Consider the following 14,990-nt stretch of genomic DNA (forward strand, 5'->3'; position numbering starts at 1 on the left):
AAATTTGAACTCCAATTATAGCGCTGGTTGCAGTCCAGCATAGGATGCCTCGGTGTGCGAGCCTTTCTTAATAGTAAAATGCTTGCCACCGAACCTGACACGACCACGTTTGCGCTCAATGATCTGCTCAGCAAGGCTTTTATCATTAACTAAGTCAACAAACTGTTTGCGAGCACGGTGGATCTGTATATTGATATGGCTTTCACTAATACCTAAATCTTTAGACAGCTGTGAAACACTGACCCAGCCGCGTTCATTCTCTTCTTCGACTGCATCCTCATCCCTTGCTTTATAACGGGCTAATAAAGCGGTTAAGTAGTGATGTGTCCTCACATCAAAATCAAGTGACGCGCCGTTATGATTGACTTTTAGCTCTGTTATTTCTTCATCTAGGCTAATGTCAAATACAAACTCTAAACTGGACTGCTGCGCCTTATCAATTGGCATTGTCGCTTCTTGAGAAGCTGCTTCAACTTGAAATAGGTACCAAAGCTCATTAGCGACACATAGATTATCACTGTCAGTCAAAAGGACAATTTTGCCCGTAGCCAAATGCTCATAACACCAACATAACTTTTCATTGTCGTAAAAAACAACCAACTCAGGGTCAGTTTCTGATGGTAAGAAGTGGTATTTCTCCAGCGGGATCACTTCATCTGGTTGCTCATTACATGACGGAATTAACAAATCTTTTGGCGGTGCAATAGAATCGACGACAAATGTTTGAGGGTGCATCTCAGAAAAAGTAATTTCATCATCCACTTTAAGGTGCATCGCTTGGTTGTAAGCTATACGCTGACCATTTAGCCACACGCCATTCTTACTGAGATCCCGGAGCTCCCAGTCCTCACCATTATGCTCTATAACAGCGTGGATACGAGAAATTTCTACACCACTAACATGAGTATCCACAGAATAAGTCAACCTACCAAAGCGATGGAACGCCTTTAAATAGATCACATCTGAACAATCCTTTACTTTAAGCTTAGCCATGGGTTCACCTATTCCTCTGTAAATACTCTATATTGCAAGGACAAGTATGCGCTTTATCACTGCGCTTTTCCTTCCCTATAGTGTAACCCTAAAGCAAAAACAAATAAATTACGCTTCATTACAGCATTGTAGCTGCGTGTAAAATCAGGCTTTTCCCTGTAATCGGCTAACCATTCCCACTGGTAATATCGACCATAGTTGCCTAAAGTTATCAATGACTGCCTTCAATTTAACTATTACACTATTTATGATGCGTCCCATGCTTTTCCTGCTTGTTGTTGTGCTTACGGTCTGTGGTGCGCTTTTGCCTTTAAATGCACATGCCAGTATCAAGCCGCGTGTAACAATATTAGTTGACGATAGCTACCCACCCTATTCTTATGAAAGCAATGGTTATTTATATGGCATTTATATTGAGCAAGTCAGACTCGCGGCGAGGCGATTATCCGATCATTATCAAGTGATATTGGAGCCTATACCATGGAAGCGTGGCGTTGCGGCTATGGAGAATGGTGAAGCCTTTGCAATTTTACCACCTTATATTCATAAAGATAAGAGGCCTTATATCTGGCCCTATTCAGTACCGCTTGGAGAAGAAGCCGTTGTTGCTTTTTGCAACCCTGGGGTAACACTCAATAATATACTGAGCAGATCCACTCAAAAACCACCGATCAATATTGGCATCAATGCTGGTTTTTTAATCCTCGATGAAGAGCTCGCATTAGCAAGAGAAAAAGGCTTAATTAAAATATGGGAAAACAAAGATACCCTGACGAATATCAAAAAGTTATCTAAGCTTCGTTTAGATTGCTATGTCAATGACAGATTATCGACATTAATGGGCTTTGAATCCGTCAAAAAAGAACGAGACGACATAAATGTTAGACAGTTTAGCGAACATAGGGTCGTTTTAAGCCGCACTGCACATATTGGCTATACGAGGGGCAATGGTAATAAATACCCGTTTAAATATGACTTTATAAAAAAAATGGATGAAGCACTGCTTAATGTCCAGAAACAAATGCGCAAATAGCGCAGTAAATAATGAAGTAAAAGTGCCAAGAGTTCACTTGCTCAACTTGGCACTAATCTCTGCGTTTAATAGCTTTAGCGCATCCACACTTTAATTTCAGCTAAGCCATTAGACTGAAGTAGTTGTAATTGAGATTCTACATTCTGGCTTTGCTCAAATTCAAACGCATCCAATTCATCATCAAAAGCCACAGTTGCTGCACCATCACCACCGCTGCGCTTAACTTGATGCAACGCGATATCCGCAAGATTGACCGATGCTTCCCATCCAATAACGTGTCCGCCTAACATTTGCAACGGGTAGAACGACCAACCAACAGACACTGTCATTTTTGTTGATTTACCATTGGGTAAAGTAAAATCAAACTCACCAATTGCCTTGCAAAGATCTTTAACATACTGGTCCACATCTGAGCATTGAAAATCCCGAAGTAACAGTAAAAACTCATCACCACTCCAACGCGCAACATAATCAGAGCCTTGAGTACGAGTATTAAGTAAAGTCGCTAATTGTTGTAAGCAACTATCCCCACCAATCGGCCCATTTGCATCGTTAATTTTGCTAAACTTATCAATATTCAAAATCATCAATACAAGACTTTTACCTTGCTCTTTTAATGAATGCGCATTGCGCTGATAATGTTCAATGTCTTTAGGCAATTGGTCAAATAAAAATCGCCTGCTTTTCAAACCAGTAAGTTCATCTGAATGGCTCACTAGCTTTAATTGCGTGTTCACTTTATTGAGCTTTTCGTTCGCTTTTCTGAGCTCTGTGGTACGTTCCGTGACCAGTTCCTCTAGAGCCGCTTGCTTTCGTCTTTCCTGTGCTCTAAATACCCAAAATACAAGATAGAACAAGAATATAAAGCCGCAAGTAATAATAAGCCTAAAAAACACGGTTTCATCAAAACGGCGCGGTAGCGTCATTTTGACCGATTTAGAATGAGCTTCTTGCCAATCTTCACCACGGCGTTTTACTTCTAACCTAAACGTAAACTCGCCTGGTGGTAAATTCGTGTAAATGGCTTCACGTCTAGCAAGTGCATCTCGCCACTGATCATCATGCCCTTCAAGCCTATATCTAAACTCAATACTTTGCGGCGCATAGAAGTCAATGGCTGTATATCGAATGGTTAAATCTCGCTCATTAGTGTCCAAAACGATACTTTCTACAATTTTGTTTGGCGTCAGCTCTCTAATTGGTGTGGTGATCCCTTCAAAGCGAGGTTCAAGTTCACTGTCGCTGAACAGCTTCACGCTTTTCGGAATTCTAACTACACCCTGTAAACTTGGATACAATAATACGTCATCAACTTCAACCACAGAGTCATGCCCGAGTCCAGTGCAGCATTGACTGGGCATCCCATCTAATTGCCTATCAAACGGGTTGATAACTTGTTCAACTTTCAAGTTTTCAATCTCTTGGGTAAATTGCTCTATAGACATCCGATAAACACCTTTCATAGAGCTTACCCAGATAAAGTTTTGCTCTTTGTCATAGTGCAAAGACAAAATAGGGCCATAAGGCAAGCCATGAGAGGCATCTAGTTGAAACCAATCTCCAGACTCGGTGCGATAATATAATCCATCGTAGAATGACCCCACCAAAGTGGTGTAGTTTTCAACATGTAAAATACTGGTCACATAGGCAGTTTCTAACGACGTTTGCCCACCTATTTTTTCAATGCCGCGTTCATTGTATTTATACGCACCTTTATCAGTACCGATAAAACCATAGCGAGGAAAATCAACAATATAAGTTACAAATTGACTCCCCAAAAACGCATTATATGTAAACGGCGTTAATCCATTATAATCAAGACGATACAAGCCACGACCTGTACCTATCCACAGTCCACCTTGATTGGATGGACTAATTGTAAATACCTGAGTTTGACGAAATTCACGGTTTGGAATGGCAAGTAATTCGCCATTATCATAGATCACAACACCACGGCCAGTCCCTAAATACAATCGGCCATCCAAGAACTCCATGTCATGTACCTCTACACCCTTCAACTGCACGGGTGTAATGATAGGCTGGTAATTATCATCTTTATCCAGCATACCGACACCTTCTCGGGTAGCGACCCAAACGTTTCCTCTTGGTCCCATCGTCATAGCAGAAATAGCCTGCTTGCCCCGAAGACCCGCTTGAAAACGCTCAACCCGACCTGAGTGAGCAAGCCATAAGCCTTCATTAATACTCGCCAGCCAAACGTTATTGCTCTTGTCTATGAATAAGTCGGTGAACCAAATACCCTGATCAAGTTGCACTAAATCGACTGATTGCCACTCACCACCGCTTTCTTTATACAATAAACGACCATAAGTAGAGACCCACATACCACCTTGTTCATCGCTTAAGAACTTGTAAACTGCACTATTGCCAATTTCATCAAAGCGTCTTAAAACTTCATCAAAATCTAAGAAAAATGCACCAAGTTGCGATGCGAGAAAGAGTTTGCCATCAACCCAAGCTAAATCATGGATATTGGTTTGCGCAAGCTGACGTGGCAAAGAAATTTTGCTCGAAAGCTCTAACCTCATACCACTAGAGCCGACAAACTGTGATTCGCCGATACGTAAAAGATGACGTTCATTGACAACCCAAATTCCGTCTGGTGATGGTGCCATTTTTGTCACGGAACCAACAATCTGACTAATATGGGTAAGTGATAATTTGCTATCGTCTAAGTTGTTTTTGTCCAACATTAAACGCTTTGCAGAAATATAATATAGTCCATTTGCAGCGACCCAGATATTACCATTATTATCTTCGATAATATCTTTGACATCGGCTTGAATTTTGAATTTCTGCGCCTTCATAGTTTGAGGGTCTATGCGCAATACGCCTCGGCGTGTGCCCACCCAAAGCATACCAAAGCGATCAACAACCAATTTATTGATCGCATTACTGACTAAAAAGTTGGTGTTTTGAGTGTTAAAATTGACAAATTGATGCCCATCAAATCGACTCAGGCCAAATTGCGTACCTAGCCAAATATAACCTTGTTGATCTTGCACCACACTTTTGATGCTTTGTGATGGTAAGTCATTTTGCATGTTCCACTGTTTTACGACGTAATCGTTAATAGCGGCATTCACGTTGAATGTCACTAGCATAATTAACAGTAGAAAAAATGTGTGCATAGATTCCCTCTTTTTCAACTTTGAGTTAGCCGCCTAGGACCCCTGTTTTAAACAAAGCTTGGATACAAATCAATGAAAAAATACCCGCCAAAACATCATCAGCCATAATTCCACGCCCACCGTGCAGCTTTTTATCTAGCATTCTAATGGGTCCAGGTTTAGCTATATCGAAAAAGCGAAACAAAACAAAGCCCACAATCAACGATTGCCAACTAATAGCAGCACCAATCATAGTAATATAAAAGCCAACCACTTCATCCCAAACAATCGCAGGATGGTCATGCACCTTTACATCTCTCGCTGTTTTACCACATACCCAAATACCAAATATCGTCATCAAAACAGCAAGGCTAACCTGAAACCAAACGGGCAATGTCATTGTGGCAAAAATAAACGGCAATGCTGCTAATGTTCCAACTGTGCCAGGTGCTTTGGGCGCAAGGCCCGTACCAAACCCCAACGCAAACAATTGGTGTGGGCGTTTGAGGTTGAATTTTAACGACTTATCCAAGCTCGCTCCTAATTAAAGTGTTCATAGCCAGCTTGCTCTGAGATAGAGTATTTCTCGCCATCTTTATAAAGTTCTACAACGCCCGTTGTGTTTGTGATCTGTCCAATACAGATTGCCTGGACGCCATACTGGACTAGCCTCGCTTCAACAGCACTTCTATTATTATCATTAACAGTAAACAGTAGTTGATAGTCATCGCCATAAGACAAACTCAGCATTTCTCGAAGGTTTTCGTTATCTAGTGCACGTAAATCATCAGAAATAGGGACTTTGTTTACATCAACTTCAGCACCTACCATTGAGCGGTCAACAATATGCTGGAGATCCGCAAGTAAGCCATCAGAGATATCGATACAAGAAGTTGCAAGGCCTCTCAAAACCTGTCCTGCAGCAACATGAGGCTTTGGATAGTGCAATTTTTCGGTTACACGCTTTTCTTGGTCTGGATTTAATGCAATGCCGCGCTTGCGAGATTCAATCGCCAAAGCCGCATCACCAACAGGACCTGTAATATAGAGCCAATCACCCACATTTGCGCCCGATCGCGTTAAGGCTTTGCCTTTGGGCACGATACCTTTAGCACAAATGGTAATTGTCAGCGGACCTTGTGTTGTGTCACCACCAATCAACTGTACATTATAGTATTCGGCGATTTCATGCAGGCCCTCAGTAAACTCCTCAAGCCATGCCATATCAACTGCAGGTAGTGTTAAACCGATGGAGATCCAAGTCGGTTCAGCGCCCATGGCTGCCAAATCACTTAAGTTAACGGCTAAAACACGATGTCCTAATGCCCTTGCGGGAATATCAGGAAAGAAGTGCACACCCTCTACTAAGGTGTCTGTGGTAACTGCAAGTTGACAATTTTCAGGAATATCAACTACAGCACAATCATCACCAATTCCAACGGCAACATCACGGCGAGTTATGCCTCTGCCTTTGAAGTAATGATTAATTAACTCAAATTCCTTCATACATTAAAAAAGCCGGCCAACGCCGGCTCTCCTCATGATTCTGATTACTTGCGGATTTTCTTAACTGCTTTGTCCAACACGCCATTTACGAATTTATGGCTGTCTTCTGCACCAAATATTTTGGCCAGTTCAATCCCTTCGTTGATAGCCACTTTATATGGCACATCTTCACGGAACTTAAGCTCATACGCGCTTACGCGTAAAGTCGCTAATTCAACCATGTCTAAATCGTCAAATGGACGAGACAGGTGAGGCTGAATCGCTTCATCCAACTGTTTATGGTTTACTGCAACACCACGTGCTAAATCTTTGAAGTATTCCACATCGACTTTCGATACGTCGTTCTCAATTAGCATTTGCTGCTCAATATCAGCAATTGGGTTGCCACTTAACTGCCATGAGTAGACAGCTTGCAATGCAAGCACACGCGCTTTACGTCTAGCTGCTGGTTTCACTTAGATTCCTCTTAAATTTGCTCAAGTACGTTAACCATTTCTAGTGCACCAAGTGCAGCTTCGCCACCCTTGTTACCCATTTTAGTTCCCGCACGTTCAATAGCTTGCTCAATACTTTCTGTCGTCAATACACCAAAAGCAACTGGAATATCGTAGTCTAATGAAACGCATGCAAGTCCTTTATTTGATTCGTTAGCAACCAAATCAAAGTGTGGCGTACCGCCACGGATAATAACGCCTAGCGCGATAATAGCATCATGCTCTTTTTTCATTGCAACACGTTTAGCTGCAAGAGGTAACTCAACTGCACCTGGTACATAAACCACTGTGATGTCTTCATCTTTCACGCCACCTGTGCGCTTAAGCTCATCTACTGCACCTTCTAATAAGCTGCTGCCGATGAAATCGTTAAAACGAGAAATGACAATGGCAAATTTTTTACCTGGTGCGAACTTGTTACCTTCAATTATTTTCATTAGATGATTCCTGATCAGTATTAGCAATAGCCAAATTGACGCGCATAATAGCACATCTTAAAGAAAAACACCTACTGTCCAACCAGACAGTAGGTGCAAAAAGTGAAGAGCGCGACTATTTCGGCTCTACGTAATCGACAACTTCTAAGTGGAAACCAGAAAGTGCATGATATTTCTTCGGCAAACTCATCAGACGCATTTTCTGAATGCCCAAATCTGCCAAAATTTGAGAACCTACACCAACTGTGCGAGATGTACCTTGAAACTTACGGTAGTTGATTTTCTCGCCTTGATCTTCAGCAGCAAAGGCTTTAACCAATTGCTCTAAGTCTTCAGTCTGTTCATTTTTACCAAGAATGACCAATGCGCCTTCATGCTCTGCAATGTATTCCATTGCACCATGTAAAGTCCAGCTGCGATCTGCACTTCTATCAGACAGGAGAATATCATTGAATGTGCTTTGTAAATGAACACGTACTAGTGTCGGCTCATCTTCTTTAACTTCGCCTTTAAGCAACACGTAGTGTAGTTGATTATCAATGGTATCTTTGTAAGTAACTAGGTCAAATTCACCGTACTCAGTTGGCAGCTTACACTGGGCCACTTTTTCGATTGTAGTTTCATTCAGGTTACGGTATTCGATTAAATCAGCAATGGTGCCAATTTTAATATCATGTTCTTTTGCGAACACTTCCAGCTCTGGACGCCTTGCCATAGTGCCGTCTGGGTTCAGAATTTCAACAATTACTGACGACGGTTCTAGTCCAGCCAAACGTGCTAAATCACAACCCGCTTCCGTGTGCCCTGCACGCGTTAAAACACCACCAGGTTGTGCCATAATAGGGAAAATATGACCAGGCTGAACGATATCTTCTGGAACAGCGCCTTTAGCAACAGCCGCTTGTACTGTACGGGCTCTATCTGCAGCAGAAATACCTGTTGTCACCCCTTTAGCCGCTTCAATCGACATCGTAAAATTAGTAGAAAACTGCGCGCCGTTGTTTCGCACCATAAGTGGCAGGTCGAGTTGTTGACATCTTTCTTGTGTCATCGTTAGGCAAATCAAACCTCGGCCATAGGTCGCCATAAAGTTAATCGCTTCAGGCGTAATATGTTCTGCCGCGATGATCAGGTCACCTTCATTTTCTCGATCTTCATCGTCCATCAAAATAACCATTTTACCGGCTTTAATGTCTTCGATGATTTCTTTTGCGCTGTTTAAGCTCATAGTTTTCCCATTAATTACTTTGTTTGAATGGCCAATTACTTAATAAAGCCAGCTTGTGCCAACAAACTGGTTGTGAGAGTCGATTCACTTGAAGTCGTTTGAGTACCTTGAATTAAGCGCTCCAAGTATCTAGCAATTTGATCAACTTCTAGATTCACCACAGTACCGACTTTAAAATCCGCTATTGTTGTTTCTTGTGCCGTATGTGGCACTATGGTGAGTTTAAATTTATTTCCTTCAACAGCATTGACTGTCAAGCTTATTCCGTCGATAGCAACAGAGCCTTTATAAGGAATATATTTTATCAGACTATCAGGCGCCGATAGCCAATAATCCGTAGCGCGAGCATTCGCTTCAACTGCCACAATGGTTGCAACGCCATCAACATGGCCAGACACTAAATGACCGCCAAGACGCGAAATCGGCTGTAACGCTTTTTCCAAATTGACCTTTTGTCCAACTTGATAATCGCCAAACCGTGTAAGCGACAAGGTTTCATTTGATACGTCCGCTTTAAAACCATTACTGTATTTTTCAACTACGGTCAGACAAACGCCATTAGTGGCGATACTATCGCCGAGCGCCACATCAGTCATATCTAAATTGTGAGATTGCACTTTTACACTCAAATCACCTTGCTTCAAAGTAAGTTCAGTGAGTGTACCCGTTGCTTCAATGATGCCTGTAAACATATGTACTCTTATTTAGTGGTCGCACTTATGCGAATGTCTGTGCCAACTTGGACACATTCTGTAATTTTAACTTCTGGTATTTGGGCCATCTCTGTCAAAACAGAACTGTTAAATAGACCCCTGCCACCTTCACCGATAATTTTTGGCGCCATATAGATGATATATTCATCAATTAGCTTTTGCTCGTGCATAACACCGCATAAAGTTGCGCCGGCTTCGAGCCATACTTGATTAATATTTTGCGTCGCCAAATAGTCAATTGCAGCATGTAAATCTAGCTTACCTTTGGTTTCAGCTAAGCACACTTGCTCTACAAAATGAGGCCATTGATGCTGTTTATCAAGCTTGGTACGTAAAATAATAATTTTAGACTCTTGGCTAAATAAGCTTAGGTTAGGGTGCAAGCGGTTTTGAGTATCGATGATCACACGAATTGGTTGACGTAATTGTGCTAGGTTATCCACCAATTCATAGTCTTTAAATTCACTGGCGCGCACATTGAGTTTGGCATCATCAATCAATACCGTGTCCGCACCTGACAAAACGGCACAGCTTTGAGCTCTAAAGCTTTGTACATCTTGTCTTGCGATGGGTCCAGTTATCCACTTACTTTGGCCATTTTGTAGCGCTGTTTTACCATCTAAACTTGCGGCGAGTTTTGCAATCACATAGGGCTTTCCAGTTTCCATTTTTTTTAGAAAGCCTTTATTTAAAGCTCGCGCTTCTTGCTCCAGTAAGCCAAATGCAGTTTCTATTCCCGCATGCTCTAACATTTTTATGCCATTGCCAGCCACTTGCGGATTTGGGTCAACCATGGCGCAAATCACTTTTTTCACGCCCGCATCAATTAACCCTTTAGCACAAGGCGGAGTTCGGCCATAGTGACTGCAAGGTTCTAGAGTCACATACGCTGTAGCACCTTGTGTCTTCCCTTCTGCTTCTCTTAAAGCATGCACCTCGGCATGAGGGCCACCAGCCTGAATGTGAAAGCCTTGCCCTATTATTTTTTCGTTCTTAACAAGGACACAGCCAACGTTTGGGTTTGGCGTTGTGGTGTACTGACCCTGCTTAGCAAGTTCAATGGCCAGTGCCATATACTCATGATCAGCTTGTGTAAAATGCATCAGTCTCCCAACCTCGCGATTTCCTCACCAAACTCTTTGATGTCTTCAAAACTGCGATACACTGACGCAAAACGAACATAAGCGACTTTGTCGAGTTTTTTCAGGGCTTCCATAATGCATTCGCCGATCATTTTGCTGTTAACTTCTCTTTCTCCAGTTGCTCGGATCTGAGATTTGATTTGATGTACGACTTCTTCAATTTGCTCAGTACTAACTGGGCGCTTTTCTAATGCGCGATGCAAACCATTTAGCAATTTATCTTCATTGAAAGGTTCCCGTGTACCATCTTGCTTAATCACTCGGGGCATTAATAATTCCGCGCCTTCAAACGTCGTAAAGCGCTCATGACAAACTATACATTCACGGCGGCGTCTTACTTGGTGCCCAGACGCCACCAAGCGCGAATCAATCACTTTAGTATCTTTTGCCGTACAAAAAGGACAATGCATAAATTCTCACTGTTGGGTAGTATTTTTAATGCGGCGTATAAATATGCTCAGTTTCTGCTTAACAAGTGCCTTTGTGTAGCACACCAAGCGAATAGATAATAAAAAGGCCGCATAAATGCGGCCTTTATAATATCAAATATAACGCAAATTGTGACTCTAATTATGCGTAAACAGGTAATTTAGCACAGATGGCTTTTACCTTTTCTTTTACTTGTGCCTGTACTGATTCATCATTGATGTTATCTAATACATCACAGATCCAACCTGCCAATTCACCAGCTTCTGCTTCTTTAAAGCCACGACGTGTGATAGCCGGAGAACCAATACGAAGACCAGATGTCACAAATGGTGAACGAGGGTCATTTGGTACAGAATTTTTATTTACTGTAATGTTTGCACGGCCCAGTGCAGCATCAGCATCTTTACCAGTGATGTCTTTATCGATAAGGTCAAGTAGGAATAGGTGGTTATCTGTTTTACCCGAAACAACTTTATAACCACGATCTTGAAGAACAGCTACCATCGCTTGAGCATTCTTAACAACTTGTGTTTGGTAAGTTTTGAACTCAGGCTCTAATGCTTCTTTGAATGCAACCGCTTTTGCCGCGATCACGTGACATAAAGGACCACCTTGACCACCTGGGAATACTGCACTGTTCAGTTTTTTGTAAACATCTTCGTCACCACATGCAGAAACAATCAATCCACCACGAGGACCAGCCAATGTTTTGTGTGTTGTTGTAGTCACAACGTGTGCATGAGGTACAGGGTTAGGGTAAACACCCGCAGCTACAAGACCAGCAACGTGTGCCATGTCTACAAGTAAATATGCGCCAACTTTGTCTGCAATTTCGCGGAATTTAGCCCAATCAACAATACCAGAGTAGGCAGAGAAACCGCCAATGATCATTTTTGGTTTGTGCTCAAGTGCTAACGCTTCTACTTGTGCGTAGTCAATTTCGCCAGTCTCTTCATTAAGGCCATACTGGATTGCATTGTATGTTTTACCTGAGAAGTTTACGTGAGAACCGTGCGTTAAGTGACCACCGTGAGCAAGGCTCATACCTAATACAGTGTCGTGTGGCTGAAGTAGGGCTTGAAAAACTGCAGCATTTGCTTGAGAACCAGCATGCGGCTGAACGTTTGCGTAGTCTGCACCAAATAGTTCACAGGCGCGGTCAATTGCCAGCTGCTCAACCACATCTACGTGCTCACAACCGCCGTAATAACGCTTACCAGGGTAACCTTCTGCGTACTTATTTGTAAGTTGTGACCCTTGAGCCTCTAAAACACGCGGGCTACAGTAGTTTTCAGATGCGATAAGCTCAATGTGCTCTTCTTGACGAGTCGTTTCAGACTGGATCGCGTTAAATAATTCAGGGTCAAAATCTGCAATATTCATGTTACGTTCTAACATGGTTTCTCCTAGGTGCACGTATGATTAAATTTACCGAATGCAATTGTACGCAATTTACATCCAATTGCCTACGAAATCTGCGTGGCTCTATTTAAGCAGGGATTGAATTTATTTCACAGTGTTTCGGGGATGATATTTTTTTATTTAAATATAAAAAATATTTATGTGGATTAGAACATTCATTAAAAAATAAAATGTGCATACATTCACCCTTTGTTGATTTATGTATGCACAGGTCAATGTAGTACGTACGTTTACGACCCTAGCTTTTCAAACAAGCGTGACTTAAGTGCACCATAATCAGCGTAGATAACCTCTGCTAAACACGGCTTAGCTAAAGCTTCTGCAAGCACTTGTGGCATATCAAGTTGTTGTTCTAACACACCTTCAACAGAGTCTTTAAATTTAGCCGGGTGTGCTGTCGCCAAAAATATCCCTGTTTCATTATCGGATTTATTAATTTGCAAACCTTCATAAGCGATCGCGGTATGTGGTTCTGCAACATAGCCAAGCTTGTTGATGTGCTTCATCACTTCTTGAGTACGAGATTCACCCACCGAACATGAATAAAAATCATCTTTGTTGAATATTGCTGCGTTAAGCATGCTTTCAACACGAGGCCAGTTATTAGGTTTACTCACATCCATTGCATTAGATAGCGACTCTAAAGTCGCATTGGGAGACCAATTTCCTGTTTCAATATAACGCGGTACAGTGTCATTTTGATTTGTCGTCGCACTGAGTTTATTGACAGGCAATCCAATTGCCGCCGCTATCATCGCAGCACACACATTACCGAAATTTCCACTGGGCACAGAGATGTGTAATTGCTGACGTTGAGGCTCAGGTAATTGTGCAACTGCTTCAAAGTAATAACACACTTGAGCTAACAAACGACTGATATTGATTGAGTTTGCTGAATTTAACCCGAGCTTAGACTTTACTTCCTCATCCAAAAACGCCTGTTTTACCAGCGCTTGACAGTCATCAAAGCTCCCTTCTACCGCATAGCAATGAATGTTTTTACCCAGCGTTGTGAATAATTTTTGTTGTGCCAGCGAAATTTTGCCTTGCGGGTATAGAATAACTACGTCTACGTTTTCTTTGCCGTAAAATGCATGGGCAACCGCCGCGCCAGTATCTCCACTGGTCGCTGTTAAAATCGTGACCCGCTCGCCTTGATTAAATAAGCCGATGCACTCAGACATAAAGCGCCCGCCGAAATCTTTAAATGCTAGTGTCGGACCATGAAATAACTCTAAGCAATACGTATTCTTTTCTACCTCAACAATGGGCGCAGGAAAATTAAAGGCACTATTCACCATTTCATCAAGTGTATCACTTGGTAACTCATCACCGATTAAATGCTGTAAGATTTTACTACTGCGAGCCTTAAATGGCATCGCTAACAGCGCATCAACATTTTCAATTGCCGCTAATTTGTCAGGAAAAAAAACGCCTTGATTACGCCCTAGACCAATTTTCACTGCTTCTGTAAATGAAACCTGCTGCTGAGGATCCATAAGATTAACTAAATTCATTTTTAATTCCTTAAACCAATTCTCTGGTGCCCATGCTGTCTATTTTACAGATGTGACTAAACCCTTGCTCGTTCAGGTAGTGTGGCTGCAGCCAATTTTGACACTTTTGAGCAATCTCTAATGAATCGCACAGCGCAAATAGTGTTGGTCCAGCGCCAGATATACTCACTACACTGGCGCCCAACTCAGGTAAACTCAATTTTGCTTCTTTGAACCCTTCAATAAGTGGCGAACGACTGGGCTCTGCCACATTGTCTTGCATCAGCGCAACTGCCTCATCAAATCGGTTTAACTGCAGCAAAGTACAAAATGAGGACATTCTTTGGGCAAAGTCAACACTTTCACTTAATGTGAGCGCCGTAGGTAATACCGATCTCGCTTTAGATGTATTCAATGCAAATCCAGGATATGCCACAACAATATACCAGTTCGGATCAACGGGTAATGCCAGTGCTCTGTCTGGTACTAATTCCGCAGTAAGCTGCAACCCACCCAGATAACATGGCGTAATATTGTCATAATGACGTGCGCCACTCACTTTAGCCTCAAAGTCTGCCATTAGTTCAATCATTTGGGATTGTGACAGCTCAGTGCCAGCAAACGCATTCAATGCAGCAAAAGTTGCAACAACAGAGCAAGCACTCGACCCTAAACCAGAGCCAACCGGTAATTTTTTCTCAAGTTTCAAAGAGACACTTGGCATATCAGATTTCACATGCGCTCTAAAATGAGTCAAACATTGAAATGCCAAATTCTCTTTTGGATCTGTTGGGAGCTTATGTGCATACTCACCAATACACTCAAACCTATCATCATTGGCCTGCTCAATATAAACAACGTCGCCCAAGAGCTCCCCATCTATCGGCGCGAGTGACGCACCGAGAGAATCAAACCCCACGCAAAAATTACCGATAGAAGCAGGTGCATAAAATTTTCTCATCGTGC

14 protein-coding genes are annotated in these 14,990 nt (G+C 42.2%); 1 reads left to right on the forward strand and 13 read right to left on the reverse strand.

Going from position 1 to position 14,990, the window contains the following annotated elements:
• Nucleotides 1-15 precede the first annotated feature (15 nt).
• Nucleotides 16-993, reverse strand: coding sequence for an FHA domain-containing protein (locus N477_RS07330; RefSeq protein WP_063361855.1), 978 nt, complete (start codon nucleotides 991-993; stop codon nucleotides 16-18).
• A 259-nt stretch (nucleotides 994-1,252) separates the two neighbouring features.
• On the opposite strand from N477_RS07330, the gene N477_RS07335 reads away from it, so the two are divergent.
• Entirely contained in the window at nucleotides 1,253-2,026 is a 774-nt protein-coding gene (locus N477_RS07335; protein ID WP_063361906.1) for a substrate-binding periplasmic protein, read from the forward strand.
• Between the two features lie 74 nt (nucleotides 2,027-2,100).
• Here the strand turns inward: N477_RS07335 and N477_RS07340 are convergent, their stop codons facing one another.
• The 12 genes from N477_RS07340 to thrB form a co-directional block, all read right to left on the reverse strand.
• A complete protein-coding gene (locus tag N477_RS07340) occupies nucleotides 2,101-5,178 on the reverse strand; it encodes a ligand-binding sensor domain-containing diguanylate cyclase (protein ID WP_063361856.1) in 3,078 nt (1,025 codons plus the stop codon).
• A gap of 25 nt (nucleotides 5,179-5,203) precedes the next feature.
• Nucleotides 5,204-5,689 carry a phosphatidylglycerophosphatase A gene (locus N477_RS07345; protein ID WP_063361857.1) on the reverse strand — a complete coding sequence of 162 codons (486 nt, stop codon included), beginning with the start codon at nucleotides 5,687-5,689 and terminating at the stop codon, nucleotides 5,204-5,206.
• 8 nt (nucleotides 5,690-5,697) lie between these two features.
• Entirely contained in the window at nucleotides 5,698-6,663 is a 966-nt protein-coding gene (gene thiL, locus N477_RS07350) for a thiamine-phosphate kinase (protein WP_063361858.1), read from the reverse strand.
• Between the two features lie 44 nt (nucleotides 6,664-6,707).
• The gene (nusB, locus tag N477_RS07355) at nucleotides 6,708-7,118 is read right to left on the reverse strand and encodes a transcription antitermination factor NusB (RefSeq protein ID WP_023398524.1); all 411 of its coding nucleotides are present in this window, start codon (nucleotides 7,116-7,118) and stop codon (nucleotides 6,708-6,710) included.
• An 11-nt stretch (nucleotides 7,119-7,129) separates the two neighbouring features.
• Nucleotides 7,130-7,594, reverse strand: a complete 465-nt coding sequence (ribE, locus tag N477_RS07360; protein ID WP_039611622.1) for a 6,7-dimethyl-8-ribityllumazine synthase — start codon at nucleotides 7,592-7,594, stop codon at nucleotides 7,130-7,132.
• Nucleotides 7,595-7,709: 115 nt separating this feature from the next.
• On the reverse strand, nucleotides 7,710-8,822 hold the full coding sequence (gene ribBA, locus N477_RS07365) for a bifunctional 3,4-dihydroxy-2-butanone-4-phosphate synthase/GTP cyclohydrolase II (protein WP_063361859.1): 1,113 nt from the start codon (nucleotides 8,820-8,822) through the stop codon (nucleotides 7,710-7,712).
• 35 nt (nucleotides 8,823-8,857) lie between these two features.
• Nucleotides 8,858-9,514: a riboflavin synthase gene (locus N477_RS07370; protein ID WP_063361860.1), complete on the reverse strand. Its 657-nt coding sequence runs from the start codon at nucleotides 9,512-9,514 to the stop codon at nucleotides 8,858-8,860.
• 8 nt (nucleotides 9,515-9,522) lie between these two features.
• Nucleotides 9,523-10,638, reverse strand: coding sequence for a bifunctional diaminohydroxyphosphoribosylaminopyrimidine deaminase/5-amino-6-(5-phosphoribosylamino)uracil reductase RibD (gene ribD, locus N477_RS07375; RefSeq protein WP_063361861.1), 1,116 nt, complete (start codon nucleotides 10,636-10,638; stop codon nucleotides 9,523-9,525).
• Nucleotides 10,638-11,087 (reverse strand): transcriptional regulator NrdR, encoded by a 450-nt coding sequence (gene nrdR / locus N477_RS07380; RefSeq protein ID WP_023398519.1) that lies wholly within the window; start codon nucleotides 11,085-11,087, stop codon nucleotides 10,638-10,640. The genes ribD and nrdR overlap by 1 nt, the downstream gene beginning before the upstream one ends.
• Nucleotides 11,088-11,247: 160 nt before the next feature.
• Nucleotides 11,248-12,504 (reverse strand): serine hydroxymethyltransferase, encoded by a 1,257-nt coding sequence (glyA, locus tag N477_RS07385; protein WP_063361862.1) that lies wholly within the window; start codon nucleotides 12,502-12,504, stop codon nucleotides 11,248-11,250.
• Between the two features lie 254 nt (nucleotides 12,505-12,758).
• Entirely contained in the window at nucleotides 12,759-14,045 is a 1,287-nt protein-coding gene (gene thrC, locus N477_RS07390) for a threonine synthase (RefSeq protein ID WP_063361863.1), read from the reverse strand.
• Between the two features lie 10 nt (nucleotides 14,046-14,055).
• Complete coding sequence (gene thrB, locus N477_RS07395) at nucleotides 14,056-14,985, reverse strand: homoserine kinase (protein WP_063361864.1); 930 nt, start codon at nucleotides 14,983-14,985, stop codon at nucleotides 14,056-14,058.
• Nucleotides 14,986-14,990: the final 5 nt, after the last annotated feature.

It is taken from the genome of Pseudoalteromonas luteoviolacea H33-S (genome assembly GCF_001625695.1).
GTDB classification, from domain to species: domain Bacteria; phylum Pseudomonadota; class Gammaproteobacteria; order Enterobacterales; family Alteromonadaceae; genus Pseudoalteromonas; species Pseudoalteromonas luteoviolacea_B.

Excerpts from the sequence above, each read along its gene's own strand:
- thrB (WP_063361864.1), bottom strand. The coding sequence starts at position 14,985 with ATGAGAAAATTTTATGCACCTGCTTCTATCGGTAATTTTTGCGTGGGG.
- glyA (WP_063361862.1), bottom strand. The coding sequence starts at position 12,504 with ATGTTAGAACGTAACATGAATATTGCAGATTTTGACCCTGAATTATTT.
- N477_RS07335 (WP_063361906.1), top strand. The coding sequence starts at position 1,253 with ATGCTTTTCCTGCTTGTTGTTGTGCTTACGGTCTGTGGTGCGCTTTTG.
- thiL (WP_063361858.1), bottom strand. The coding sequence starts at position 6,663 with ATGAAGGAATTTGAGTTAATTAATCATTACTTCAAAGGCAGAGGCATA.
- N477_RS07330 (WP_063361855.1), bottom strand. The coding sequence starts at position 993 with ATGGCTAAGCTTAAAGTAAAGGATTGTTCAGATGTGATCTATTTAAAG.
- N477_RS07370 (WP_063361860.1), bottom strand. The coding sequence starts at position 9,514 with ATGTTTACAGGCATCATTGAAGCAACGGGTACACTCACTGAACTTACT.
- N477_RS07340 (WP_063361856.1), bottom strand. The coding sequence starts at position 5,178 with ATGCACACATTTTTTCTACTGTTAATTATGCTAGTGACATTCAACGTG.
- thrC (WP_063361863.1), bottom strand. The coding sequence starts at position 14,045 with ATGAATTTAGTTAATCTTATGGATCCTCAGCAGCAGGTTTCATTTACA.
- nrdR (WP_023398519.1), bottom strand. The coding sequence starts at position 11,087 with ATGCATTGTCCTTTTTGTACGGCAAAAGATACTAAAGTGATTGATTCG.
- ribD (WP_063361861.1), bottom strand. The coding sequence starts at position 10,638 with ATGCATTTTACACAAGCTGATCATGAGTATATGGCACTGGCCATTGAA.
- ribE (WP_039611622.1), bottom strand. The coding sequence starts at position 7,594 with ATGAAAATAATTGAAGGTAACAAGTTCGCACCAGGTAAAAAATTTGCC.
- ribBA (WP_063361859.1), bottom strand. The coding sequence starts at position 8,822 with ATGAGCTTAAACAGCGCAAAAGAAATCATCGAAGACATTAAAGCCGGT.